This window comes from Syntrophales bacterium, from assembly GCA_035363115.1.
Lineage (GTDB): Bacteria > Desulfobacterota > Syntrophia > Syntrophales > PHBD01 > PHBD01.
The window spans coordinates 160,326-183,778 of the sequence record DAOSEM010000003.1; the positions used below are offsets into that span (position 1 = coordinate 160,326).

A 23,453-nucleotide genomic window follows, 5' to 3' on the forward strand; every position below is an offset into this window, starting at 1 on the left:
GGAGGACGGCCAGGGTGCAGTCCTCTCATGATGGAATGGTATGCAACTTGCTTTTCCAGGGTCGGGATCCTTGCGGATCTTCATCTTGTCTGCATTCAACCACCCGTCTCCGCAGGCCGGGGACGGATCTTCACGGGAGGGAAAGGTGTCGTTCAGTCTGTTCGGACGAGGGTTCCGGGTGATGGGCAGCTATGCCGGGACGATCCGGAACCAAGGGACCCGGATTGCCGGGGCCCTGAAGAGGGCCTTCCAGGGTTCGCGGGTCAAAAGGATGTCGATGATCCTCTCTCTGGGCGTCATCGTCCTGGCATCGGCCTCCGCCGCCGTCTGGCATTTTGCCATGGGCGGTCCGGCGGACGTTGCCGTCCCCGCTGTGGTCAGCCGGGCCGACTCTACGGCGGCTCCCGCTGCTCCTTCCGTGGCCCCCCCCGCTCCCGCTTCGGAGTCAGAAAAGGCAACGCGTCAAGAGATTGACAAGATGGAGAATGCCTCCGGCGGGGCGGAACGCGGAGTCGCTGCGTCGACGCCGGCGGCCTCCGGAGGCTCAACACCGTCCGCCGTATCCGTCCATCCCCTCGTTCAGCCCGCCCGGGCGGAGTATGACGGCGGCCGCTATGAACGGGCCGCCGGAATGCTGTCGGAGCTGCTGCGTCAAAATAATGTCGACGCAACGGCGCAGGAGCAGGCGAAGCGCCTCCTGGCGGACTGCTCCTTTCATCTGGCGGAAGGAAACAACAAAAAACTGCTGGAGACGGTCGAAGACTACAAGCGGATCCTGGAGGGGCATCCGGATCCCGTCGCCGGAAACGACCGGGCCTATTTCAACCTGGCCCAAGCCTATGAGAAGCTGAAATTCTACTACGAGGCCGCGGCGGCAATGGAAAAGCTGCTGATTCGCTATCCCGATTCCCCTCTGGCCGCGGATGCCCCCCTGTTCATCGGCGAAATGAACATGAAGACGGGGAAACTGGACCTGGCGGCCGCGCGCCTGGAAGACTTCCTGGCCCGCCGTCCGGATCATCCGAAGGCCCGGGAGGCGATCCTGCATCTGGTTGGAATCCACCTTTCCGGGGGGCGGATCGATTCGGCCCTGAAAAGTGCGCAGGCCGCCCTGGCCCGGTGGCCGGACCTGTCGGCCCTGCCCGCGGACGCCCTGCTGAACCTGGGCCTGGCCCACTACTGGTCGAATCAGCATGCCGAGGCCATCCGGATCCTCTCCCTTGCAGCCAGCCTCCATCCGGCAGGCGAGAAAACAGCGGTCACGCTTTATGTCCTGGGATGTACGCTCTACAACGCGGACAGGCCGGCCGCCGCCATGGCGGTGTTCAGCCGGGTCAAGGAGATGAAGCCCGATTCCTGGGAGGGTGTGGAAAGCACGCTCGCCGCGGCGAATATCGGGCTGGCCAGGCCGGACCTGAAGGTCCCGTTCTTCCTGGCCCTGGCCCCGGCATTCCGGGATCCCCTGGAGACGTACAACCAGATCCTGAAGGCGACCACAAATCACGGCCTCATCGAGCGGGTCCGGTTTCAGAGAGCCTACGGCCTGTGGCGGAAAGGGCGTCACCGGGAAGCCTACCGCGAGTTTCAGCATGTGGTGGCGACCTATCCTCTCGGGGCGTTTGCCGCCTCCAGCCGCAACTGGATGATGGCCTCCGTGGAGAAGGTTCTGGATGAGTCTTTCCATGCGGGCGATCACACCATGGCGGCCGCCCTGTATTTCCAGGTCCCCTTCCGGGACCTCCGGCAGGGTCTCAATTTCGATCGCCTCTACAGAATCGGCAAGAGCCTGGCCGCCGTTGGCCTTGACGCGGATGCGAAATCCCTGTGGATGGCCCTCCGCCGGCAGGCGCCGGACGAACGGGCCCGGGATCGGCTGGCGGTTTCCATCGCCAGGCTGAATCTCGAACGGCGGGATACAGCGGAGGCGACGCGCATCCTGCAGGAGATCCGGCAACCCGGGGACGCGGGCCTGCAGAAGGAGCTGGCCGCGCTCCGCGCGGGGGTTGACCGGATCGCCGGACGGAAGAGCGACGCGATCCTGCGGTATGGGGAGGCCCTGAACGTTCACGCCGACCAGGTGGAGGATCCTTTTCTGCACCGGGAGCTGGCCATGCTCCTGGAGGCGGAGGGGCGGATTCCCCAGGCGATCGACCAGTATCGGAAAGCGCTCCAGGGTTTTTCCGCCGACCCGGAGCGGCAGGCGACCCTCCTGGCTGACGGACGCCTCCGGCTGGCGGACTCCTATCTGAAAGAGGGTGCAGCCGAGGAGGGGATGAAGCTCCTGGCGGAGGTCTCGAACACGGCCCCGGATGCGTCACTTCGCCGGTGGTCCTGGTACCGCATGGGTCGGACTTTGGAGAAGCAGGGCAACCTGGCCGGGGCGGACAAGGCGTTTGCCCAGGTGAAAGGCGCGGGAGAGGATGAATTCTGGGGGAAAGTGGCCGACTTTTCGAAGGAGGATGCGCATTGGTCGAGAAAATTCAGGGACGTCATCCGCTGAGCGGACCGGGAACGCCGGATGATCAGCCCGTGCGCCGCTCCCGGGAAGAGGATGAGGCCCTCTGGCGCCGGGAGACCCTCGCGGCGCTCGGGGGGATGGCGGAGGAGGTGGCTCACCAGATCCGGAACCCCCTGGGCTCGATCGAACTGACGACGGCCCTCCTGCTCCGGGACATCGAGGACGAGAAGGTCCGGCTCCGGCTGAAGCGCATCCTGTCCTGCGTGCGCGAGATCGAGGGAAGAATCTCCAGCCTGCTGTCGGCGAGCTGGATCTACGGATTCAGCCTCCGCCCGGTCCGCATCCACGAGGTCCTGGGGGAGATCTTCCAGTCCTCCGAGACGTTCATGGATGGTGACGAGACGTTTCTTGAAATCCGCTACGGCGCGGGAGATCCCCTGATCCGGGGAGACCGCCCGATGCTGAAGCATCTGCTTGTTCAGATGGTTCTGAAGGCGCTCACGGCTTCGACCGCGGGCGGCCGCCTGGTCATCGAGACCTCTTGCCCTGTGGCGCTCTCCCGGGACGGGGAGGCCGCCTGGGCGGCCATCCGTTTCCGCCTCTTCGGGATGGGCGGGGGGAGCCCCTCCCATGCCGGAATCCGGGCGGTCTTCGGGGCGAAAAGCAGCGAACAGGGGATTTTCATGGCCGTGATCCGGAACATCGTTGAGGCCCATCGGGGAATCATCCGCTTTGTCGAGGACGAAGCCTCGGGCCTCTCCATGGTTCTTTATCTACCCTGCATCCAGGAGGCGGCCGGTTCCGGCGGCAACGAATCGGCGTCCCGGTGAAGCGGGGAAATGCAGTGACATGAGGAAAAGGAATGGAAGCAACGCACGTGCTGGTCGTCGATGACGATTCCTCCATGCGGGATGCCCTGTCGGAATCCCTTGAGATATGCGGCTTTGCGGTGGATACGGCGGAGGACGGAGCCGTCGCCCTGAAAATGTTCGCCGAGGGAAAATACGACGTCGTCGTGACGGACATGAGAATGCCCCGGGTCGGGGGGATGGACGTCCTGAGGGAGATCAAGAGGCAGTCCCCCGGCACGCCGGTGATCCTCGCCACGGCTTACGGAACCGTGAACACCGCCGTCGAGGCGATGAAGGAAGGCGCCTCGGAGTTCATCATGAAGCCGTTCACCCTGGACGACCTGGAATTCATCATCCGCAACGTCCTTGCTTCCCATGAAGCGCCCGAAAAAGCGGAAACCGGTCCCGCCCCCGGCCCCGCCGGCCAGGCCGGCATCATCACGGCGGACCCCGCCATCCTGGAGATGCTCCATCTGCTCAAGCGCGTCGCCGACAGCCGCTCCACCGTCCTGATCCAGGGGGAGAGCGGCACGGGCAAGGAGCTCTTCGCCCGCTATGTCTACCTGAACAGCGGCCGCAGCGGGAAGCCCTTCGTGGCCGTCAACTGCGCCGCCATTCCGCAGCAGCTCCTGGAAAGCGAGATGTTCGGGTATGAAAAGGGGGCCTTCACGGGAGCCGTCCAGCGGAAAATCGGAAAATTCGAGTTGGCCCACGGCGGCACCCTCCTCCTGGACGAGATCGGGGAGATGGACGTCAACCTGCAGGCCAAACTGCTCCGGGTCATCCAGGAATCGCAGGTGGACCGCGTCGGCGGCCGGGAGCCCGTTCCCGTCGACGTCCGCATCATCGTCACCACAAACGTGGACCTGAAAAAGGCGGCGGAGGAGTCAAAATTCCGTCGGGATCTATACTGGAGGCTCAGCGTCATCCCCGTCAAAATTCCCGCACTCCGGGAGCGCAAGGATGACGTTCCTCTCCTGGCCTCCCACTTCCTCCGGAAATACAGCCAGGCGAACGGAAGGTCCGTGCCGTCCCTGAGCAGGGAGTCCCTGGACCTCCTGCTGCGGTACGACTGGCCGGGGAACGTGCGGGAGCTGGAAAACGTCATGGAGAGGGCCGTTCTCCTCTGCGAGGACGGGGTTGTCCGTCCGGAACACCTTCACCTGGAAGGGTTCCGGGACGAGCGGCCGCCGTCTCCTCCGCCCTCTGTTGCCGCGGAGTCCCCGGAAGAGGCCCAGGCAACCCCGGCCATGACGCTCCGGGATGCGGAGAAGGCCTTGATATTCAAGACGTTGAAAGAAGTAAACGGAAACCGGACTGCCGCCTCGAAGATCCTGGGAATCAGTGTTCGCACCATGAGGAACAAGCTTCACGAATATGAAGAGGAAGATCGCCGATCCTGACCATGCTGAAAAAAGCAGGAGCGTGGTACGGGGTTTGCAAGACTGTTCCCCAAACGGAGACAGGTGGAGACATGGACGCACTTTTCGGTAAAACAATCGATATGCTATCGAAAATGCTGGATTATCGGTCAAAGCGCCACCAGCTTCTCACGTCCAACGTCGCCAATCTCGATACACCCGACTACCGGTCTTCGGACCTCGAATTCAACCGGGACCTCAGGCAGGCGATGCATTCCGGCGGGGCGATGCCGCTCACGAAGGACCATCCCCGGCACCTGGACGGCCGGACAGGAGGAAAGGACGCCTCCTACTCGGTCCGCAGGGAAGAGGGCCGGGCAAGCCTTGACAGGGAAATGACCCGCCTGGCGGAAAACCAGCTTCAGTACAACATGACGGTCGAGATGCTGGCCCGCAAGTTCCGCGGGATCGGCAATGTCCTGAAGGAGACGAAGTAAGATGGATTTCATGACATCATTTAAAATCTGCGGAGACGCGCTGGCGACACAGCGGGCGCGGATGGACGTCGTGGCCAGCAACCTGGCGAACGCCTCCACCACCAAGACGCCGGAGGGGGGGCCGTACCGCCGCAAGGTCGTGTCCATGTCATCCCAGGAGGTTGGGGGGAGCTTCGAAGACGCGCTGAAAGACTCGGTGCGATCCGTCAAGATCGATGGCATCCGGGAGGATGCGCAGGGATTCCGCAAGGTCTACGATCCCGCTCATCCCGATGCGGACGACAAGGGGGTCGTGACGATGTCGAATGTGCAACCCATCGTCGAGATGGCGGAACTGATCGCGGTGAACCGGTCTTTCGAGGCCACCGTCACCGCTTTTGACGCCGCCAAAAACATGGCCCTGAAGACCCTGGAGATCGGAAAATAATGCCGGGCCTCCATCGTGGGGCCGGACGGAAGCGGCCCGGGGAACCGGGCAGGAGGAGAGACGGTCATGAGTGACATGCGAATCACCGGCGGGGCGGGCATTTCCCCGGCAGGGGCGGGAAAAAGCCAGGGGGCGGCAGGCAAGGGCTTCGGAGATGCCCTGAAGAAGGCCGTACAGGAAATCGATTCGCTCCAGAGGCAGGCCGACCAGGAGATCAACCGTGTCCAGCTTCAGGACAGCGGCAGCATCCATGCCACCATGATCGCCATGGAGAAGGCGGATCTCTCGCTCAGGACCATGATCCAGGTACGCAACAAGGTCCTGGATGCCTACCAGGAAATCATGCGCATGACGGTGTAGGCGGCCGTCACTTCAAGAGAAGAATGCCATTGCTCCGGCAGGGAGACGCCTGCCGCTGACAAAGGGGGAAACAAGGATCCATGCAGCCTTTTTCAGCCATTATCGCCTCCCTTCGACAGACCCTGACGGCCCTCCCGCCGGGACGGCGGCTGGCCCTTCTTGCGACGGGGCTCGCCTCCATCGCCCTCGTCTTCGGACTCGTCTACTGGTCGAACCAGGTGGACTACGGCGTTCTCTATTCGGGTCTCTCCAGCGAGGATGCGGGGGCGGTGGTACAGCGCCTCCAGGAAAAGAAGATTCCCTACAAGCTCTCCCCGTCCGGGGAAACCGTGTCGGCGCCTGCCGACCGCATCCCGGAGTTGAGGATGGAGCTTGCCTCCGCCGGTCTGCCCCGGGGAGGGCACGTGGGGTATGAAATCTTCGATCAGAAATCCCTGGGGGCGACGGAGTTCGAGCAGCAGTTGAATTATCGCCGGGCCATGCAGGGGGAGCTGGCGAGGACGATCAACAGCCTCGACGAGATCCAGCAGAGCCGCGTCCATATCGCCATTCCCAAGGATTCCCTCTTCATCGACCAGCAGAAGAGACCCACGGCCTCGGTGACCCTGAAGCTGAAGTCGGGGCGTTCGCTCCGGCAGAACCAGGTGGACGGAGTGGCCTACCTGGTCGCAAGCAGCGTCGAGGGAATGAGTCCCGACGACGTGCTCGTGGTCGACAGCAAGGGGAACATCCTGTCGCGGGCCCCGGGAGATACGCGGCTGGCCAAGCTGACGACCTCCCAGGTCGAGTACCAGCGAAACGTGGAGAAGGACATGGCCGGCCAGATCCAGAGCATGCTGGAAAACGTGGTGGGCAAGGGAAAGGCCGTCGTCCGCGTGTCGGCGGACCTGGATTTCCGCGTGACCGAGAAGACGGAGGAGACCTACGACCCGGATTCGGCGGTGGTCCGCAGCACCCAGAAGCAGTCTGAGCGGAGCACGGCCGGGGGCGGCGCGGGAAGCGCCACAGCCACCCCGGGAGGCGCCGCGACGGCGGGCTCCGGCTCGGAGAAGGAAAAAACCGACGAAACCGTCAACTATGAAATCAACCGCGTGGTGAACAAGACCGTCCTGCCGGCGGGGGAGATCCGGAAGCTCTCCATCGCCGTCGTGGTGGACGGCGTCTATACGAAGAACGACAAGGGGGAGGAGGCGTTCCAGGAGCGCCCCAAGAAGGACGTCGAGCAGTTGGAAGACCTGGTCCGCAAATCGGCGGGACTCAACACAACCCGGGGAGACCAGGTGACCGTCACGAGCATGCCCTTCAGCCGGGCCGAGGCGGACGGTCCCGGCACGTCGGCCCGATGGCAGGACAGCCTCACCCCGTTTCTGCCTTTTGTGCGCTACATCGTGATCCTCGCCGCGCTCGCCCTGGTGGTTCTTTTCATCGTCCGGCCCTTTCTCCGGGGCCTGCTGTCGGCGATGCCGCCGGCCGCCGTTGGTACGGAGGCCCCTTCTCTGTCCCTGCCCGGCGCTTCCCGGGAGATCCCCGGTGTGAGCAGGGAGGGCGCTGCATCGCTGCCACAGCCTAGACCGGACCTGACGTCGCTTTCCCATGATGCCATGGTGCAGCAGCTCGCCGGGGCGGATGCCAAGAAGTTTGCCGAACTGCTCAGAAACTGGCTGAAATAAAGAAGGAAGCGGACGCTTCATGAGGGAAGGAACAAAATCATGACGGGCGAGGAAAAGGCGGCAATCATGCTCTTGGCCCTGGACGAGGATCTGGCGGCGGAAGTCATTCGCAACCTGCGGCCGTCGGAGATCCGGAGGGTGGGCAAGTACATGAACCGCATCAGCAGCATCCCGGCTGATGTCATCCAGGGCGTCGCCAGGGAGTTCCTCGTCATGGCCCAGGAGGGAGGCGGGACCGTCGTCGTCCAGGAAGGGGTGACGAAGAACATCGTCACCAAGGCGCTTGGCGAGAAGGATGCCCAGGAAATCCTTTCCGACGTCGGAACCGCCCGGAGCAGCGACAATCCCATCATCGACAAGCTCCGGGACATCGATCCGAAGCTGCTCATGGATTTCACGCGGTACGAGCACCCCCAGACGATTGCGCTCATCCTGGCCAACATCAAGCCGGACCAGGCCGCCATGATCCTGGAGAGCTTTACGCCGGAGATGCAGACCGAGGTGGTCCGACGGGTCGCGACCCTCAAGAGCGTTCCCCAGGAATTCATCGAAGAGGTGGCCCGGACGCTGGAGCAGGAGATCGTGACCGGCTCGATGACCGACCAGCTGATCGGCGGCGTCCGGACGGCGTCGGAGATCCTGACCCGGATGAACCGCTCAACGGAGGGGGCCATCCTGACGTCCATCGAGGGACAGGACCCGGAGCTGGCAAGCGAGATCCGCGGCCTCATGTTCACCTTCGAAGACGTCCTGAAGCTGGACGACCGGAGCCTGCAGGAGCTGCTCCGGGAGGTCAGCTCGGAGGAGCTTTCCAAGGCCATGAAGATGGTGGACGAGAGTCTCCGGCAGAAGGTCTACAAGAACATGTCGAAACGCGGCGCCGAGATGCTCCAGGAAGAGATCGAGATGATGCCTCCGGTGCGGGTGTCCGAGGTGGAGGCCAGCCAGCGGAGCATCCTGGATGTCACCAAGCGCCTGGAGACGGAAGGGCGGATCGTGATCCTCCGGGGAGAGGATGCGGATGAGTTCGTCTAAGTCGAAAATCCTCCGGCCCTCGGACGTCCGGATGGTGGAAAGGCCGGCGGGCTTCCCGTCTCCGGGGGGGTATCCCGGGGGTGATGGGGCGTCCGGCGAGGGCGGGAAGGGCTCCAACGGCGAGCGACTCCGGCTGGAGTTCGAGGAGAAGATCGAGCGCTCCGCGGCGGAAAGCTATGAAAAAGGCCTCCGGGAAGGCGTGAAGCGGGGCCGGGATGCCGCACGGGCCGAGGCGCGCCGGCAGCTTGACACGCTTGCCGGGCTCCTGGCGGAGATGGCATCCCTGAAGCGAACGATCATTGAGGATTCGGAGCCGGACATCCTCGAACTGGCCTTCACCGTTGCGGAAAAGGTTCTCAGCCGGGAAGTGGAGCGGCAGCCCGACTCGGTCGTGCATGTCCTGAAGGCGGCGATGAAGAACGTCATGGACCGGGACGGCGTCAAGATCCGCATGCACCCCCAGGATTACCAGCACCTGCTTGATATCCGGGAGGATTTCATGCGCCAGACGGACGGTCTCCGGAACGTCGTCTTCGAGCAGGACGAAGGCGTCAGGCGGGGGGGCGTCTTCATTGAGACGCGTTTCGGCGACGTGGATGCCCGCCTGGACCGCCAGCTTACAGAACTGAAAGCGGAGCTTTTAAAAGGTAGACCCTCCGGGCCGGCGGCGGGGCCGCGCGCGCCGGAACAAAAGGGAGGGGGCTGAATTCGTGAGGCTTGACCTGTCCCGTCTCAGGCAGCGAATGGATTCCATCCAGCCCATCCGGGTCTACGGAAAGATCAGCGAGATCGTCGGCCTGGTCGTGGAGGGACACGGCCCCGCCGTCTCCATCGGCGAGGTCTGCACCATCCATTCCGGTCCGGACCAGGCTGTCCATGCCGAGGTGGTGGGATTCCGGCAGGGGAAGGTCCTTTTGATGCCGCTGGAGGGAATGCAGGGACTCAGCCCCGGCTGCCAGATCCAGTCGCTGGGCCGCAAGGCCTCCGTCTGGGTCGGCAGCAGCCTGCTGGGTCGCGTGATCGACGGCCTGGGCAACCCCATGGACGTGGGGGGGCCCATCGAGGGTACCGACTCCTATCCGCTCTATGCGGACCCCATCAACCCCCTCCTGCGGGGACGGATCCGGGAGCCCATGGATCTGGGCGTCCGGGTTGTCAACGGCCTGTTCACCTGCGGGAAGGGCCAGCGGCTCGGGATCTTCGCCGGATCGGGCGTGGGCAAGAGCGTCCTTCTGGGAATGATCGCCCGGAGCACCGAGGCGGACGTCAACGTAATCGGGCTGATCGGCGAGCGGGGGCGGGAAGTGCGCGAATTCCTGGAGAAGAACCTGGGCCGGGAAGGACTGGAACGGTCCGTCGTCGTGGTGGCGACCTCCGACCGGCATCCCCTGATCCGCATGCGGGCCGCCTCCCTGGCCACATCCATCGCCGAGTATTTCCGGGACCAGGGGAAAAACGTCCTGCTCATGATCGATTCCCTCACCCGGTATGCCATGGCTCAGCGGGAGATCGGGCTTTCGGTGGGCGAGCCGCCCGCCACGAAGGGATACACGCCCTCGGTGTTCAGCATGCTGCCCAAGCTCCTGGAGCGGTGCGGCCCCGTGGAGGGGAAAGGTTGCATCACCGGCCTGTACACGATCCTCGTGGAGGGGGACGATTTCAACGAGCCCGTCTCCGACGCGGCGCGCTCCATCCTGGACGGGCACATCACGCTCACCAGGACCCTGGCGAGCCGCAACCATTATCCCGCGGTGGACGTTCTGCAGAGCATCAGCCGCGTGATGATCGACGTGACGGACGACCAGCATCGCAAGTGTGCCGGGGAGCTGCAGAACATCGTTGCGACCTATCGGAAGGCGGAGGACCTGATCAACATCGGGGCCTACGTGAAGGGCAGCAACCCGGAGATCGACCGCTCCATCGCCATGATCGACCGGGTCAACGCCTACCTGTGCCAGGGAATGGATGAAAAAATCGATTTTGCCCGGGCGCGGCACGAGCTTCTGACCCTGCTGGCAGCCTGACGACATGACGCCGTTTCCGCTCCAGACCGTTCTCGATGTCCGCAAGCGCCAGGAAGAGCGCTCCCTGATGGAATTCGCGGAAGAGGTGCGGCGCCTGAAGGAGGAAAAAGAGCGGCTCGGCGGGCTGGAGAGACAGGTGGGCGAAGCCCTGGGCCGGCTCCGGGAGCTTCAGGAGAAGACGGTCGAGGTCATGGAGATGGAGATGCACCTCGTTCATATCCGGAATTGCCGCCGCCTGGTCCGGGAGCAGCAATCCCTGGTGGAGCAGCAGGAAGACGAGGTGCAGGCAAGGCGGGATCGGCTTGTGGAGGCAATGAGGGAGCGGAAGGTCATGGAAGCCCTTCGGGACCGTCATGACTCCGAGCAGAAGAAGGAAGAGGAGACGCGTGAGCAGGCCGCCATGGATGAGCGGGCCGTCATCGGCTCCCGGAGGAAGAAAACATGAGAAAAGCCTTTTGGATCCTGCAGATCCTCGTGGTTCTTGCCCTGGTCATCAAACTGGCGGCCACGGGCGGCGCCCTGTCGAGCGCCGGGGCGACCGGATCGGAGCGGCCGGTCCTGGCCGGGGCTGGAACCTCGGCGGGACAGGGTGGATCCGCGAACCCGTCCGGGGTCAAGGACGTCCTGGATGATGAACTGCAGCGGGAACGGGACCTTGTCGCGGCACTGGACAAGCGGAAGGCGGAGCTGGACAGGCGCGAGGCGCTGGTGCGTGCCGATGAGGACAGGCTCCTGGCCCTCAAAAAGGAGATCCTGGACAAGATGAACGCCCTGGGCGCCCTGGAGAAGCGGCTGGACGCGCGCCTGGAGGCGGAAAAGAACCAGGATGTGAAGCGGCTCAAGGACCTGGCGAAGGTCTACGACGCGACGGCCCCGGACAAGGCGGGGGCCATGCTCGAGAAACTGGACACGAAGACCGCGGCGGCGATCACGATGTACATGAAGAAGGACAGGGCCGGCCTGGTGCTGAAGCATCTCAACGTCGACAAGGCCGTCCAGATCACGAAGGAAATCACCCATTCGACGCCGACCCAGCCGGAAAAATAGGGTCGTTTGTTCAGCAGTGCAACAGGAGGGGGGCAGGTTGAAACCTGCCCCCCTTTTTCGTTCCTTCGACGGGATGTTTTTGCCTTTCCCAGGGCCGGAAAGTTTTTCCTTCCGGGTGCATCTTGCCAGGAGGCCATATTGTAACATAATGTAATTGCACATGTTTCGTTTGATGTGTGGGATGGCACGGCCGTTGCAATCAGGAGTCGGCAAAGGAAACATGGAACGATGACCCCAGCAGCGACACAGATGATGACATTCCCGATCGGCGAGACTCCCTTCTTCAGGGAAGGATCCATGCCGGCGGGCGCTCCCGTAAAATCTCCGGACGGCTTTACGGCTGTCGGGAAAGACCGGGCCTCGCGTCCGGCCGCATCCATGGAGCCTTCTTTCTCCCGCATTCTCGCCGAGCAGACGGCGGAGCCGAAACAGGCGGCCGATGGAGAAGAAAAGGCCGCGATCACCGGTCACGGCTATGCGGAGCCCGTCGTTCACGAAACGGAAGAAAACACCGGGAAGGCCTCCGACGGGGAAAAGACCGAATCCGTCCCAACGGATGCCCTTGCCCTTCTCCAGGCCCAGCCCGTCATCCCACCCGTTCCGCTCCCCGCCGGGCAGGCGGAGGAAATGGAACCAGGAATCGGGACGACAGGGACGGTTCCCTTCACGGACTCCTCCAATTCTTCCGGACCGGATGCCACCGGGAAAATTTTTCCCGCTCCGCCGGTTGCCGGGGGAATGCCCGCCCCCGTCGAAATGGCAGGTCCCGGGACCATGACGGACGATCAGGCCGCAGCCGCAACCGTGGACCAGAGACCCCTCGACACCCTTTCCGGCCTGACCGGGATGGAGTCGGAGGAGGTCATGGAATCGGCCGCTCAAGGACCCGCGACGAAGAATTCCCATGCCGCCGGGTTGACGGCCCGGTTCTACAGCGACTCCGACCTCCGGCCGGCTGAAGAGAACGTTCCGGCCGCGGGACCCGGAAAAGTTGAAAATCCTTCTGTTCCGAAGCACCACGCCGCCCGGGCGACCGGCCCGGTTGAAGGCGAGGAGGCAACGGAGATGTTCCGCTCCGCCGCGGTTGAAAAGGGCATGGCCCCCGCGGACGCAGATGCGGTCGCCGGGACGAAGGAAATGAATCGGCCCGCGCGGAACGATGCAAAGATGAATGAAGGACAGCCGGCCGGCTCCCCCTCCCGCGTGGCGGGAGACGGGCTGGAGAGCGCTGAATCCGCTGCCGCCCCGGCAGGCCGGCGTACGGCCGGTCCGGTCGGATCCCAGGCGGCTGCAAGCACCGGCGTTGTGAAAGACGGAGTCCGGACGAAGGGCATCTCTTCCTCCGGCCCCTTCGATGTGCGCCGGACGGAATCAGACTCTGCCCAGGCGGCTGCAAAAGGACAGAAAAGCAGGCTGATGGACGCCTCCCAGGCGAAACAGTCCACCCCGGACTCCCCGTCCCCGGTGTTCCGGGAAACGGCGGAGCAGGTTTCACCATCGGGCGTCGAGAAGGCAGTCACCGGTAACTCCGGGGAAGCGCAGGGAGCCCTGGCGGCCGCGAAGCCTCCGTCCTCCTCCGCGGGATCCTTTTCGGAGGCCCTTCGCGATCCGTCCGCGGCTGTCCCGAGACAGGCCCACGAAGCCTGGGCGGCGGCTGCCGAGAAACATGGAACCGACGGGGGACGGGTTCGTATCATTCTCTCGCCGGACCACCTCGGGACTCTGGACATGGACGTGAGGGTCCGGAGGGAAGCCGTGGAGATCATGATGTCGGTCCAGCGGGAGGAGTCGCTTCACACCCTGCGGGGACACGCCTCGGATCTCAAGGCGGCGCTCTCCGACCAGGGACTCCGGGTGGAGTCGCTTTCCCTGCAGACCTCGGGTCGGGACCTCCAGTCGAACGGCGGGTCTTCCGGGGGATACGGCGGGCTCTACGACGGCCGGAACACGAATGAGTCGGGCGGCCATGGGTCAGGGACCGGCCGGCAGCACGGAGAATCCGGAGCCGCGGCTCCTCAGGCCGCCGGGACGGCTTCACGGAAGATCGCCACGGACGGCATCAGCATCTTTGCCTGAACGGATACAAACCATACACGAGAGGGAGACACCATGAGCGTAACGGGCGTTAACGGAACCGGAACCAGCGCATCGACCACGTCGACCACGTCGACGTCGAGCCTGGGGAAGGAGGCGTTCCTCCAGATGCTGGTAGCCCAGCTGAAGTACCAGGATCCCATGAACCCGGCGGACGGAACGGAATTCGCGTCGCAGCTCGCCCAGTTTTCCAGCCTGGAGCAGCTCACCAACCTGAACAAAGGCATCGAGAGCCTGGCCATGGACACCAACAGCCTGCAGGCGGTCAATCTCATCGGAAAGACCGTTGTGACGGACAGCCTGTCGGGGACGGTGACGGCGGTGAGTTTCCAGGACGGCTCCGTTTCCCTGACCCTGGACAATGGAGAAGAAGTGGCCTTCAGCGACGTGACCTCCGTCTCGTAGAAGAAGGACAATTTTCAACCCTATAGAATACCTGAAGGAGGTTTTATCATGTCGAGTTCATTATGGATCGGGGCCACCGGGATGACGGCCGTGGACAAGCAGCTGGACGTCATCGGCAACAACCTGGCCAATTCCAGCACCGTTGGATACAAGTCAAGCGGCACCCAGTTTTCCAGCATGCTGAGCCAGACCCTCTCGGGCGGCTCCGGCAACATGCAGGTCGGCCAGGGGGTGAGCGTGTCGGCGATCTCCACTGATTTCAGCCAGGGGTCCTTCCAGAACACCTCCAGCGTCACCGATATGGCGATCGACGGCGAGGGGCTCTTCATCACCCGGGATACCGACAGCGGCCTGACGTATTATACCCGGAACGGCGCCTTCACCATCGACGAGGACGGCTACCTGGTGAATTCCAACAGCTACCGGGTCCAGGGCAACATGTTCACCAGCGGGGCGGAGATCTACAACCTGGGGGACATCAACCTCGAGGGCATCCAGTCGCAGCCGGTGACGACCACGTCCGTCCAGGTCGGCGCCAACCTCAATGCCCAGGCGGCGACGGGCGACGTCTTCAGCGTCAGCCAGACGGTCTACGGCAACGACGGTGCGGAATACACCATGTCCATCAACTACACGAAGACGGCCAACCCCCGGGAGTGGAGCATTGCCGGCACCCTGGAGGACGTGAACGGAAACATCACCAACGCCGCCGCCATCGCGACGCTGGTCACCTTCAATGCGAGCGGCGTCGTGCAGACGCCCGCTGCGAACGTCGACTTCACCTTTGCCGGCGCGAACATCGGCACCGGCGGGGTCATCAGCTGGGACGTGACGACGGCGGGCGTCGCAAAGCTCACCGGGTACGCCAGCGACTCGGCCGTCTCGAGCGTCAAGGCCAACGGGTACCCGGCGGGCTCCCTCAACAGCATCTCCATCGGGGCGGACGGCGTGATCACAGGGGCCTTCAGCAACGGCCAGACCCAGAAGCTGGCCCGGGTCATGCTGGCGGACTTCGCGAACTACGGCGGCCTGAGCAAGGTCGGCACCTACTTCGTGGAGACCGACAAGTCCGGGGCGCCGCTGATCAACAATCCCGGGGCCGGGAGCCTCGGGAACATCCAGGCGAGCTCCCTGGAGGTGTCCAACACCGACGTGGCCGCCGAGTTCATCAACATGATCACGGCCCAGCGGGCCTACCAGGCCTGCGCCAAGGTCGTCACCACCGCCAACGACCTCCTGACGGTCCTCATGAACATCAAGCAGTAAGAACCATTCTCCCCGGGGCCGGGAACCGCCGGTCCCGGGGAGAATCGATGTCAAGACCTTGACGGTCTGCCGGCCGCAGCCGCCGCCACCGTCATTCCCCGATCCATCCTTTTCTCGATTCCATCGACTTCCCGCCGGATTCCGCCACGGTTTCCCGCCATTGGTACATGGCTTGCTTAAAGTCCTGCATATGACGCCGGGTGCGGCATCAATCGTGGACTTCGGGTAGGCAGCCTGTGGATTTTGCAACCATCATCGGCATTATCGGCGCGTTCGGCCTGGTCATCCTGGCGATGGCCGCCGGCGGCGGGGTTACGTGGTTTCTTGACGGTCCCTCCGCCATGATCGTTCTCGGCGGCACCTTCGGCGCCGCGCTGATCCACTACCGGATGTCGGACATGCTCGGGGTTTTCCGGGTCATGAAGAACGCCTTTTTCCGGCGGAACGCCCGGCCGCCGGAGATGATCCGGCTGATCGTGGAGATGTCGCGCACCGCCAGGCGGGACGGACTCCTGTCCCTGGAGAGCGTGGTTACCCGCCAGCGGGACCCTTTCCTGACGAAGGCGGTCCGCCTGATGGTGGACGGCCTCGAACCGGAGAAGGTCTCCGGCATCCTGGAGACGGAGCTGGACTGGCTGGCGGAGCGGCACCGGAAGGGGGCGGAGATCATGACCAGCATGGGCCAGTTCGCACCGGCCATGGGCATGATGGGGACGCTCATCGGGCTGGTGCAGATGCTCATGAAGATGAACGATCCCTCCGCCATCGGCCCGTCCATGGCGATTGCGCTCGTAACGACGTTTTACGGCCTCATCCTCGCCAACCTGGTCTTCCTGCCCATCGCGGGAAAGCTCCGGACGAGAAGCGGCGAGGAGATGCTGGTGAAGCAGCTGATCATACAAGGCGTTCACGCCATCCAGTCGGGGGACAATCCGCGGATTGTCGAACAGAAGCTGCATGCCTTCATCGCCCCCCGGGAACGGAGATCCCGCTACGATGAGTAGGAACGGACAGAGGCAGTCGAATCCCGCGGAATCACCGGTGGCGGTCTGGCAGGCCTCCTATGCGTCCCTGGCCATGATCCTGGTGGTCTTCTTCGTCATGCTGGTCTCCTATTCCCAGATCTCCGGGCGGTCGGCGGTGCAGATCCGGGCCGCCCTGGGGGGAAAGGTCGACCTCACCGCCGGGACGGACAGACCCGGAATCCCGGCAGCCCCGACGATCACGGGAGAGCAGCGCGCCGCCGAGGCGAAGCTCCTTGCGGAGACGGGGGGCGTCCTGCGGGGCGCCCTGGAAAACGCAAACCTCAGCCGCAGCGCCGTCCTGGAAAGGACCCGCTCGGGATGGAGAATGGTCCTGGACATGGATGTCCTCTTCACGGAGGGGCGGGAGACAATCCGGGAACCGGTGCATCCCTTCCTCCGGGAGGTCGGGAAGGCCGCGGCGAAGGGAAACCTGGCCGTCCGCATCGAGGCATTCGGCTCCGCATCCGGAACCGGCGACGCCTCCACTTCCTGGGCGACGCCCGCCCTGCGGGCCGCAAGCCTGGCCGAGTATCTGGAGAAGGACGGAGTCCGCGTTCCCCTGTCCATCCGGGGGAGCCGGGCGGCGAGGACCGCCGCGGGATCTTCCGCGGATTCCCGGGAAGAGATGGTCGTTGCCCTTGTCCTGCCGGAGGCGGAGAGATGACGGGGACGGGGCGAAGGCAGCCGGAGCGGGATGACTCCGGGAAGCAGGCCAGCTGGATGCTGACGTTCAACGATCTCATGACGCTGCTTCTGACGTTTTTTATCCTGCTCCTGGCGTTCTCGACGCTGCAGCCCCAGAAGGCGTCGCAGGCGGCCGCGTCGGCCGTGACGGCCCTCGGGGCGGAGCGGATGGGCGGAAACGCCCTGGAATGGTTCGTCCGGCCCTATGTGGACCGCGAGATCGAGGCACAAAAATCCCGGAAAGGGGCCACCCGTCCCGGCGACATCGTGCGGGAGCGGCAGGCCGTGGTCGCGTCGGCCCTGGCGGCGCTCCCGGGGGCACGGCTCGATGCCGCAGCCGGGGGATTCACCGTGCACCTGCCCTCACCCGGCCTGCTCGAGGGGGAATCCCTGAAGCCGGGGCCGGCCCTGAAGGCGGTCCTCGACCGGCTGGCGGCCGTGTCGCGGAGCGGCGGCGCGAGGGTGGTCGTGACGGCCGGGGGGGAGATTCGCGGGCCGGGGCAATCCGGCGGGGAACGCCGCAGACAGTCGATTCTCCGGTCCGATGCGGTGGCCCGCTACCTGTATGAAGCGGGAGGAATCCCGATGGAGCGGATCTCCATCGCCTGGGCCGGGACGCCCGGCGGGGAGACGGACCGGCGACCGGACCCGGCCGCCGGGGCAATCCGGCTGGCCGTCGCTTTTCCCGGATAGACGGGCTTTCACGAGGCGGGGCAGGAAAAGGAATAATAAAGAGCGCGTCTGGAGGACTCATGGCAGCGGAAAAGAAACAGGAAGAGAAGGAAGAGAAGAAAGACGGGGAACAGAAGAAATCCTTTCCCGTCAAGGCGATCGTCATCGGTCTCCTGGTGCTGGTTGTACTGGGTGCCGCCGGGGGCGGAGGCTTCTGGTTCTACACCCAGCAGACCGCGAAGAAGGAGGCGGCGCCGAAGCCCGCCGTTGCCGTGATGTGGGCGATGGATCCATTCATCGTCAACCTCATGGACAACAACGGGGAGCGGTATCTGAAGCTGGCCATCCAGCTGGAGATCTCGGATCCCAAGGGGGTAGCCGAGTTGGACCAGATGAAGCCCAAGCTCCGGGACAACGTGCTGGACCTCCTGTCGGCCAAGTCCGTCAAGGAACTGATGGACATGGCAGGCAAGCAGCGCCTGCGGGAGGAGATCGCCATGCGGCTGAATACCTTCCTGACCACGGGGAAGGTGTCCAAGGTCTATTTTACCGAGTTCGTGATTCAGTAGGCAAGCGGAACGGCCAGCCCGGCCGGGAAAGCCCGGGATGAAGCCCGGGACCGATCATGCAGTGCATGTCAAGGCAGAGTGAGCCATGTCGCATATCCTGACCCAGGAAGAGGTGGACGCCCTCCTGAGGGGCATCTCCGGCGGGGAAATCGAGACGGATGTCCAGGTCTCCTTCGATCCCAACGACGCGATTCCCTACGATCTGACCAGCCAGGACCGGATCATCCGCGGCCGGATGCCGACCCTGGAGATGATCAACGAGAAGTTCGCCCGGATGTTCCGGGCGACCATGTCGTCGCTGCTCCGGCGCGTCGCCAGCGTGAGCGCCGTCTCCGTGGACATGATCAAGTTCGGCGAGTTCCTCAAGACCCTGCCCGTTCCCACCAGCCTGCACCTGTTCCGGATGGATCCCCTGCGGGGGAACGCCCTGTGCGTGGTGGAGGCCAAGGTCATCTTCATGCTGGTGGACATCATCTTTGGCGGATCCGGGAAGGATTTCTTCAAGATCGAGGGCCGCGAATTCACCGCCATCGAGAGCAGCGTCATCCGCAAGGTCGTCATCAACGCCCTGGAGGACCTGGAGAAGGCCTGGCGGGCCCTCCTGGACGTCAAGATCGTTTATCAGCGCTCGGAGATCAATCCGCAGTTTGTCCAGATCGTCGCCCCGACCGACGTGGTCGTGGTGATCCAGTTCGAGATCGAAGTGGAATACTCCTCGGGAATCATGACCCTCTGCATTCCGTACTCAACCCTCGAACCCGTGAGGGAGAGGCTGCAGGCGGGCTTCCAGAGTGAACAGCTCGAGGTGGACAAGGGCTGGGTCGATCGGCTCCGGAAAAACATCGCCAAGTCCCAGGCGGAAATCGCCGTGGAGCTGGGAAGCACGGAGATCTCCGCCCGGGACGTCGTGAACATGAAGCCGGGGGACGTCATTCCCCTGGACCAGTATGCCTCCGACGCCATGATGGTGTTCGTGGAGGGCATCCTCAAATACCGGGGTTACCCCGGAATATACAAGGGCAATCAAGCCGTCAGGATTTCCGAGGTGATCCTGGCGAAAGGGGGACAGGAAGATGGAGCAGAAGGAAATTGACGATCTCCTGAAGGGAATCGATCTGGGGGAGGAAGGCGGCGGCGGAGAAGCGGCGAAGCCGGAGGAAGATCTCACCTGGGACGACGTCCAGGAAGAGATGGCCCTCTCGCAGACCAAGAAGCCGCCGGCGGAGGTCAGCGCGGTCAACTTCCAGGAGATCCAGCCCACCGCCCAGCCGGCGATGGACCCGAAAAAGTCCCTCGACCTGGATTTCATCCTCGACATTCCGCTGACGCTGAACGTCGAGCTGGGGAGGAACCGCATGCTCATCAGCGACCTGCTCCAGCTGGGCCAGGGCTCGGTGATCGAGTTGGCCAAGCTCGCCGGGGAACCGATGGACGTCTACGTGAACCAGCGCCTCATCGCCCGGGGGGAAGTGGTCGTGGTGAATGAAAAATTCGGGATCCGGCTGACGGACATCGTCTCTCCGGTGGACCGGATCAACAACCTGCGCTGAGGGATGACCGTGGACTTCAGTTTCTTTTCGGCACTCCTGAAAATGCTCTTCGCCCTGGCGGTCGTACTGGGCCTCCTGATCGGATCCGTCTATTTTCTCAAACGGTTCATGGCGCCCGCAGGCGTGGACCCGGAAGGGCAGTTGATCCGGATCCTGGCGACCCGCTCCCTGGGACCGAAGAGCAGCATCCTGGTGGTGGACATCATGGGCAAGGTTGTGGCGCTGGGCGTCACGGGCTCCCAGATCTCCACGATTACCGACCTGGACGATCCTTCCATTGTCGAGAGGCTTCAGCCCCCGGGGGGAGCCCCGGTGTCGCCCCTTCCGATGTCCCTGGATCGGTACCGCAAGCTCCTGAAATCGTTCACATCGCCCAAGAAAGGCGGCAAGCCATGAGGGGGCGGCGCATCCAGAAGGCCTTGATCCTCCTGGTCCTGCTTGCGATTCCGGCGGCCATCCTGCTCGCGGCGACGCCGGGGGAGGCCCAGACGCTCTCGCTTCCGAATGTCAGCCTCCAGATCGGCGGGACCGCGGATACTCCCGGAAAGACGGCGACGGCCCTGCAGCTTCTTCTCCTGCTGACGGTCCTGTCGCTGGCGCCGGCGATCCTCCTGATGCTCACGTCCTTCACGCGCATCATCGTCGTCCTTTCGCTCCTGCGGAATGCCCTGGGAACGCAGCAGATGCCCCCGAACCAGGTCCTGATCGGTCTCGCCCTGTTCCTGACATTTTTCATCATGGCCCCGGTCTGGCAGAAGGTCAACGCGGAGGCCCTGCAGCCGTACTACCAGGAAGCCATCTCCGGGGAGCAGGCCATGGAGAAGGCGGTCGCACCGGTGAAGGACTTCATGCTGAAACAGACCCGGGAGAAAGACCTGGCGCTGTTTGTGTCCATTTCCAGGGAAAAGCGTCCCGCCAATCCGCAGGAGGTCTCCCTGACGACCCTGATCCCGGCATTCATCATCAGCGAGTTGAAGACGGCCTTCCAGATCGGTTTCATGATCTACCTGCCGTTTTTCGTCATCGACATGGTGATCGCCAGCATCCTCCTGTCCATGGGCATGATGATGCTGCCGCCCATCATGATGAGCCTGCCTTTCAAGCTGCTCCTCTTCGTGCTGGTGGACGGGTGGTACCTGGTTGTGGGATCCCTGGTGCAGAGTTTCCGGTGAAGCATTTCTTTCGGTCACCGGTCCGATCAACGACGAGAGCCGCCTCCCCGGGGAGGCCGGGAAGGAGAGTGAAGGAATCATGACGATCGATTTTGTCGTGGGGATCATGGCGGAGACCGTGAAGGTGACGCTGATGGTGGCGGCGCCGGTCCTCCTGGTCAGCCTGGTGGTGGGTGTCGCCATCAGCCTGTTCCAGGCGCTGACCCAGATCCAGGAGATGACCCTGTCGTTCGTGCCCAAGATCGTCGCCAGCCTGGTCGCCATGGTGGTGGCCCTCCCCTGGATGCTCGGCAGCCTGATCACCTTCACGGAGAAGATCTTCAAGGGAATCCCGCTGTTCATCCGGTAGAGGAGAGCGGCAGGGCCGGGGGCATCCGCCATGAACATCCCGATGGTCACACCCGAGCAGGTCGGGACCTTTCTCTTCGTCTTCCTGCGCCTGAGCGCCATGATCGCGCTCCTGCCCATCTTCGGCGACCGTCCGGTCCTGCTCCGGGTGAGGGCCGGCCTCTCCCTGGTCATCTCCTTTCTGATCTTTCCCTTCGTGGAGACGGCAAACGCGCAGGTCCTGACGGGGAACGTCGTCTCCCTGATCGTGTCCATGGCGGGCGAGGTGCTCATCGGCGTCATCCTGGGATTCGCCGTCCGCTGCGTTTTTGCCGGGATCCAGTATGCCGGGGAGGTGGCGGGCCTCCAGATGGGATTCTTCATTGCCAATGTGCTCGATCCCGTGGAGAGCCGCCAGGTCTCCGTCATCGCCGAGATCCAGTACATGATGGCCCTGGTGGTCTTCCTGGTGCTGGACGGCCACCATGCGCTCCTTCAGGCCGTCAACGAAAGCTTCCGGGTCATTCCCCTGGGGGGGCTTCACGTAACGGGTCCCCTCGTGCAGACGATTTTCGGGTGGACCAGCGGGGTATTCGTCATCGCCCTGAAAATCGGCGCCCCCATCATGGCGGCCCTGATTTTCACCAATGTGGCCCTCGGCATCGTGGCCCGGACGGTCCCGCAGATCAATGTCTTCATCGTGGGGTTTCCCCTGCAGATCGCCGTGGGATTCCTTTTCTTCGGTCTCTCCGTTCCGCTGTTCGTCGCTCTCGTGGGGCGGCTCTTCTCCCGAATTCCGGGGGAGCTGGGGGCGGTTCTACGCCTGATGTAAATTCGCTGATTCGTTGACGCTACCGTCAACCAATCGATAGGAGGCACCGGCCGTGCCGGAGAGAAAGGACGACCAGGAGAGGACCGAGCGCGCAACCCCGCGAAAGCGGGAAGAGGCCCGCAAGAAGGGACAGGTTGCCCGCAGCCGGGAGGTGGTCTCCGCGGCGGTCCTGTCGGCCTGCCTGATTTGCCTGTATTTCCAGGCCTCCGGGACGATGGAGCGCCTGATGAACATGATGCGCTCCGCCTTCCGCCGCAGCATCGCCGTTACGCTCAACACGGACACGGTGCCGGCCCTCTTCACCCAGACCGTCCTGGAGGTGCTGATCCTCCTGGCGCCCCTGTTCCTGACGGTCGTCCTGGCGGGTCTCGCCGCCAACGCCTTCCAGGTGGGTTTCCAGGTCACCGCGGAGAGCGTGACGCCCAAACTGTCCAAGATCAACCCCCTGGAAGGGTTCAAGCGCCTGTTTTCCCTCCAGTCGCTCATGGAGCTGGTGAAAAGCGTCATGAAGTTGGCCATTGTCGGTTTCGTGGCGTACCTGTCCGTGCGGTCGGAGCTGACCCAGATCATTCCCCTGATGGATCAGAGCGCGCCCGATATCGTCCGCTTCATCGGGCGGATGTCCTTCCGGATTCTCGGCACCACCTGCGTCATCCTGGCGTTCCTGGCGGTCCTCGATTACGGCTACCAGCGGTGGGAGCACGAGCGGAACCTCCGCATGTCCCGGCAGGAGCTGAAGGATGAAACCAAGGAAACGGAAGGAGATCCCCTGATCAAGAGCCGGATCCGGAGGATCCAGCAGGAGATGGCCCGCAAGCGGATGATGGCCGCCGTCCCAAAGGCGGACGTGGTCATCACGAACCCAACCCACCTGGCGGTGGCCATCCAGTATGACCCGGAGCGCATGGCCGCACCGACGGTCGTCGCCAAGGGACGGGGCTTTGTGGCGGCGACCATCCGGGAGGTTGCCGAGCGCAGCGGCGTGCCGGTGATCGAAAACAAGCCGGTGGCACAAGTATTGTATAAGATGGTTGACGTAAGCGGGGCCATCCCTGAAAACCTGTACAAAGCCGTCGCCGAGATCCTCGCTTTCGTCTACATGCTCCGCGAGAACGCACGATAAAAGG

Annotated in this window: 26 protein-coding genes; all 26 read left to right on the forward strand. The window is 63.7% G+C overall.

The window, feature by feature from the left end:
• Positions 1 to 145 precede the first annotated feature (145 nt).
• The 26 genes from PLO63_08560 (at position 146) to flhB (ending at position 23,449) form a co-directional block, all read left to right on the forward strand.
• Entirely contained in the window at positions 146 to 2,500 is a 2,355-nt protein-coding gene (locus PLO63_08560; protein ID HOI74183.1) for a tetratricopeptide repeat protein, read from the forward strand.
• On the forward strand, positions 2,467 to 3,288 hold the full coding sequence (locus tag PLO63_08565) for a histidine kinase dimerization/phospho-acceptor domain-containing protein (GenBank protein ID HOI74184.1): 822 nt from the start codon (positions 2,467 to 2,469) through the stop codon (positions 3,286 to 3,288). The genes PLO63_08560 and PLO63_08565 overlap by 34 nt, the downstream gene beginning before the upstream one ends.
• Before the next feature lie 32 nt (positions 3,289 to 3,320).
• Positions 3,321 to 4,712, forward strand: a complete 1,392-nt coding sequence (locus PLO63_08570; GenBank protein ID HOI74185.1) for a sigma-54 dependent transcriptional regulator — start codon at positions 3,321 to 3,323, stop codon at positions 4,710 to 4,712.
• Positions 4,713 to 4,783: 71 nt separating this feature from the next.
• On the forward strand, positions 4,784 to 5,167 hold the full coding sequence (gene flgB / locus PLO63_08575; GenBank protein ID HOI74186.1) for a flagellar basal body rod protein FlgB: 384 nt from the start codon (positions 4,784 to 4,786) through the stop codon (positions 5,165 to 5,167).
• 1 nt (position 5,168) lies between these two features.
• Positions 5,169 to 5,594 (forward strand): flagellar basal body rod protein FlgC, encoded by a 426-nt coding sequence (gene flgC, locus PLO63_08580; protein ID HOI74187.1) that lies wholly within the window; start codon positions 5,169 to 5,171, stop codon positions 5,592 to 5,594.
• 66 nt (positions 5,595 to 5,660) lie between these two features.
• Positions 5,661 to 5,954, forward strand: coding sequence for a flagellar hook-basal body complex protein FliE (fliE, locus tag PLO63_08585; protein ID HOI74188.1), 294 nt, complete (start codon positions 5,661 to 5,663; stop codon positions 5,952 to 5,954).
• Positions 5,955 to 6,034: 80 nt separating this feature from the next.
• Positions 6,035 to 7,624, forward strand: coding sequence for a flagellar basal-body MS-ring/collar protein FliF (gene fliF / locus PLO63_08590; GenBank protein HOI74189.1), 1,590 nt, complete (start codon positions 6,035 to 6,037; stop codon positions 7,622 to 7,624).
• A gap of 39 nt (positions 7,625 to 7,663) precedes the next feature.
• Positions 7,664 to 8,659 carry a flagellar motor switch protein FliG gene (gene fliG, locus PLO63_08595; GenBank protein HOI74190.1) on the forward strand — a complete coding sequence of 332 codons (996 nt, stop codon included), beginning with the start codon at positions 7,664 to 7,666 and terminating at the stop codon, positions 8,657 to 8,659.
• Positions 8,646 to 9,365 (forward strand): FliH/SctL family protein, encoded by a 720-nt coding sequence (locus PLO63_08600; protein ID HOI74191.1) that lies wholly within the window; start codon positions 8,646 to 8,648, stop codon positions 9,363 to 9,365. Before fliG ends, PLO63_08600 begins: the two co-directional genes overlap by 14 nt.
• 4 nt (positions 9,366 to 9,369) lie before the next feature.
• A complete protein-coding gene (fliI, locus tag PLO63_08605; protein HOI74192.1) occupies positions 9,370 to 10,683 on the forward strand; it encodes a flagellar protein export ATPase FliI in 1,314 nt (437 codons plus the stop codon).
• A gap of 4 nt (positions 10,684 to 10,687) precedes the next feature.
• Positions 10,688 to 11,128 (forward strand): flagellar export protein FliJ, encoded by a 441-nt coding sequence (fliJ, locus tag PLO63_08610; protein ID HOI74193.1) that lies wholly within the window; start codon positions 10,688 to 10,690, stop codon positions 11,126 to 11,128.
• Positions 11,125 to 11,730 carry a hypothetical protein gene (locus PLO63_08615; GenBank protein ID HOI74194.1) on the forward strand — a complete coding sequence of 202 codons (606 nt, stop codon included), beginning with the start codon at positions 11,125 to 11,127 and terminating at the stop codon, positions 11,728 to 11,730. Before fliJ ends, PLO63_08615 begins: the two co-directional genes overlap by 4 nt.
• 228 nt (positions 11,731 to 11,958) lie before the next feature.
• On the forward strand, positions 11,959 to 13,806 hold the full coding sequence (locus PLO63_08620) for a flagellar hook-length control protein FliK (protein ID HOI74195.1): 1,848 nt from the start codon (positions 11,959 to 11,961) through the stop codon (positions 13,804 to 13,806).
• A 33-nt stretch (positions 13,807 to 13,839) separates the two neighbouring features.
• A complete protein-coding gene (locus PLO63_08625; GenBank protein ID HOI74196.1) occupies positions 13,840 to 14,229 on the forward strand; it encodes a flagellar hook capping FlgD N-terminal domain-containing protein in 390 nt (129 codons plus the stop codon).
• Positions 14,230 to 14,277: 48 nt separating this feature from the next.
• The gene (locus PLO63_08630; protein HOI74197.1) at positions 14,278 to 15,495 is read left to right on the forward strand and encodes a flagellar hook protein FlgE; all 1,218 of its coding nucleotides are present in this window, start codon (positions 14,278 to 14,280) and stop codon (positions 15,493 to 15,495) included.
• Between the two features lie 236 nt (positions 15,496 to 15,731).
• Positions 15,732 to 16,499: a MotA/TolQ/ExbB proton channel family protein gene (locus PLO63_08635; protein HOI74198.1), complete on the forward strand. Its 768-nt coding sequence runs from the start codon at positions 15,732 to 15,734 to the stop codon at positions 16,497 to 16,499.
• Entirely contained in the window at positions 16,492 to 17,184 is a 693-nt protein-coding gene (locus PLO63_08640; GenBank protein HOI74199.1) for a flagellar motor protein MotB, read from the forward strand. The genes PLO63_08635 and PLO63_08640 overlap by 8 nt, the downstream gene beginning before the upstream one ends.
• Positions 17,181 to 17,897 carry a flagellar motor protein MotB gene (locus tag PLO63_08645; GenBank protein ID HOI74200.1) on the forward strand — a complete coding sequence of 239 codons (717 nt, stop codon included), beginning with the start codon at positions 17,181 to 17,183 and terminating at the stop codon, positions 17,895 to 17,897. The genes PLO63_08640 and PLO63_08645 overlap by 4 nt, the downstream gene beginning before the upstream one ends.
• 59 nt (positions 17,898 to 17,956) lie before the next feature.
• On the forward strand, positions 17,957 to 18,445 hold the full coding sequence (locus PLO63_08650) for a flagellar basal body-associated FliL family protein (GenBank protein ID HOI74201.1): 489 nt from the start codon (positions 17,957 to 17,959) through the stop codon (positions 18,443 to 18,445).
• Between the two features lie 85 nt (positions 18,446 to 18,530).
• Positions 18,531 to 19,538, forward strand: coding sequence for a flagellar motor switch protein FliM (gene fliM, locus PLO63_08655; GenBank protein HOI74202.1), 1,008 nt, complete (start codon positions 18,531 to 18,533; stop codon positions 19,536 to 19,538).
• Entirely contained in the window at positions 19,519 to 19,995 is a 477-nt protein-coding gene (fliN, locus tag PLO63_08660) for a flagellar motor switch protein FliN (GenBank protein HOI74203.1), read from the forward strand. The genes fliM and fliN overlap by 20 nt, the downstream gene beginning before the upstream one ends.
• A 9-nt stretch (positions 19,996 to 20,004) precedes the next feature.
• Entirely contained in the window at positions 20,005 to 20,391 is a 387-nt protein-coding gene (gene fliO, locus PLO63_08665) for a flagellar biosynthetic protein FliO (protein HOI74204.1), read from the forward strand.
• Complete coding sequence (gene fliP / locus PLO63_08670; protein HOI74205.1) at positions 20,388 to 21,167, forward strand: flagellar type III secretion system pore protein FliP; 780 nt, start codon at positions 20,388 to 20,390, stop codon at positions 21,165 to 21,167. The genes fliO and fliP overlap by 4 nt, the downstream gene beginning before the upstream one ends.
• A 79-nt stretch (positions 21,168 to 21,246) precedes the next feature.
• Positions 21,247 to 21,516, forward strand: coding sequence for a flagellar biosynthesis protein FliQ (gene fliQ / locus PLO63_08675; protein ID HOI74206.1), 270 nt, complete (start codon positions 21,247 to 21,249; stop codon positions 21,514 to 21,516).
• 30 nt (positions 21,517 to 21,546) lie between these two features.
• Positions 21,547 to 22,326, forward strand: a complete 780-nt coding sequence (fliR, locus tag PLO63_08680) for a flagellar biosynthetic protein FliR (GenBank protein HOI74207.1) — start codon at positions 21,547 to 21,549, stop codon at positions 22,324 to 22,326.
• 52 nt (positions 22,327 to 22,378) lie between these two features.
• The gene (gene flhB, locus PLO63_08685; GenBank protein ID HOI74208.1) at positions 22,379 to 23,449 is read left to right on the forward strand and encodes a flagellar biosynthesis protein FlhB; all 1,071 of its coding nucleotides are present in this window, start codon (positions 22,379 to 22,381) and stop codon (positions 23,447 to 23,449) included.
• Positions 23,450 to 23,453 lie beyond the last annotated feature (4 nt).

What these genes read in the sequence shown, in the direction of transcription:
- fliE (HOI74188.1), top strand. Translation starts at nt 5,661, where the DNA reads ATGAGTGACATGCGAATCACCGGCGGGGCGGGCATTTCCCCGGCAGGG.
- fliR (HOI74207.1), top strand. Translation starts at nt 21,547, where the DNA reads ATGAACATCCCGATGGTCACACCCGAGCAGGTCGGGACCTTTCTCTTC.
- flgB (HOI74186.1), top strand. Translation starts at nt 4,784, where the DNA reads ATGGACGCACTTTTCGGTAAAACAATCGATATGCTATCGAAAATGCTG.
- PLO63_08640 (HOI74199.1), top strand. Translation starts at nt 16,492, where the DNA reads ATGAGTAGGAACGGACAGAGGCAGTCGAATCCCGCGGAATCACCGGTG.
- PLO63_08630 (HOI74197.1), top strand. Translation starts at nt 14,278, where the DNA reads ATGTCGAGTTCATTATGGATCGGGGCCACCGGGATGACGGCCGTGGAC.
- PLO63_08625 (HOI74196.1), top strand. Translation starts at nt 13,840, where the DNA reads ATGAGCGTAACGGGCGTTAACGGAACCGGAACCAGCGCATCGACCACG.
- fliF (HOI74189.1), top strand. Translation starts at nt 6,035, where the DNA reads ATGCAGCCTTTTTCAGCCATTATCGCCTCCCTTCGACAGACCCTGACG.
- PLO63_08615 (HOI74194.1), top strand. Translation starts at nt 11,125, where the DNA reads ATGAGAAAAGCCTTTTGGATCCTGCAGATCCTCGTGGTTCTTGCCCTG.
- PLO63_08570 (HOI74185.1), top strand. Translation starts at nt 3,321, where the DNA reads ATGGAAGCAACGCACGTGCTGGTCGTCGATGACGATTCCTCCATGCGG.
- flgC (HOI74187.1), top strand. Translation starts at nt 5,169, where the DNA reads ATGGATTTCATGACATCATTTAAAATCTGCGGAGACGCGCTGGCGACA.
- fliJ (HOI74193.1), top strand. Translation starts at nt 10,688, where the DNA reads ATGACGCCGTTTCCGCTCCAGACCGTTCTCGATGTCCGCAAGCGCCAG.
- PLO63_08650 (HOI74201.1), top strand. Translation starts at nt 17,957, where the DNA reads ATGGCAGCGGAAAAGAAACAGGAAGAGAAGGAAGAGAAGAAAGACGGG.
- PLO63_08600 (HOI74191.1), top strand. Translation starts at nt 8,646, where the DNA reads ATGAGTTCGTCTAAGTCGAAAATCCTCCGGCCCTCGGACGTCCGGATG.
- fliN (HOI74203.1), top strand. Translation starts at nt 19,519, where the DNA reads ATGGAGCAGAAGGAAATTGACGATCTCCTGAAGGGAATCGATCTGGGG.
- fliM (HOI74202.1), top strand. Translation starts at nt 18,531, where the DNA reads ATGTCGCATATCCTGACCCAGGAAGAGGTGGACGCCCTCCTGAGGGGC.
- fliP (HOI74205.1), top strand. Translation starts at nt 20,388, where the DNA reads ATGAGGGGGCGGCGCATCCAGAAGGCCTTGATCCTCCTGGTCCTGCTT.
- PLO63_08645 (HOI74200.1), top strand. Translation starts at nt 17,181, where the DNA reads ATGACGGGGACGGGGCGAAGGCAGCCGGAGCGGGATGACTCCGGGAAG.
- fliQ (HOI74206.1), top strand. Translation starts at nt 21,247, where the DNA reads ATGACGATCGATTTTGTCGTGGGGATCATGGCGGAGACCGTGAAGGTG.
- fliG (HOI74190.1), top strand. Translation starts at nt 7,664, where the DNA reads ATGACGGGCGAGGAAAAGGCGGCAATCATGCTCTTGGCCCTGGACGAG.
- PLO63_08620 (HOI74195.1), top strand. Translation starts at nt 11,959, where the DNA reads ATGACCCCAGCAGCGACACAGATGATGACATTCCCGATCGGCGAGACT.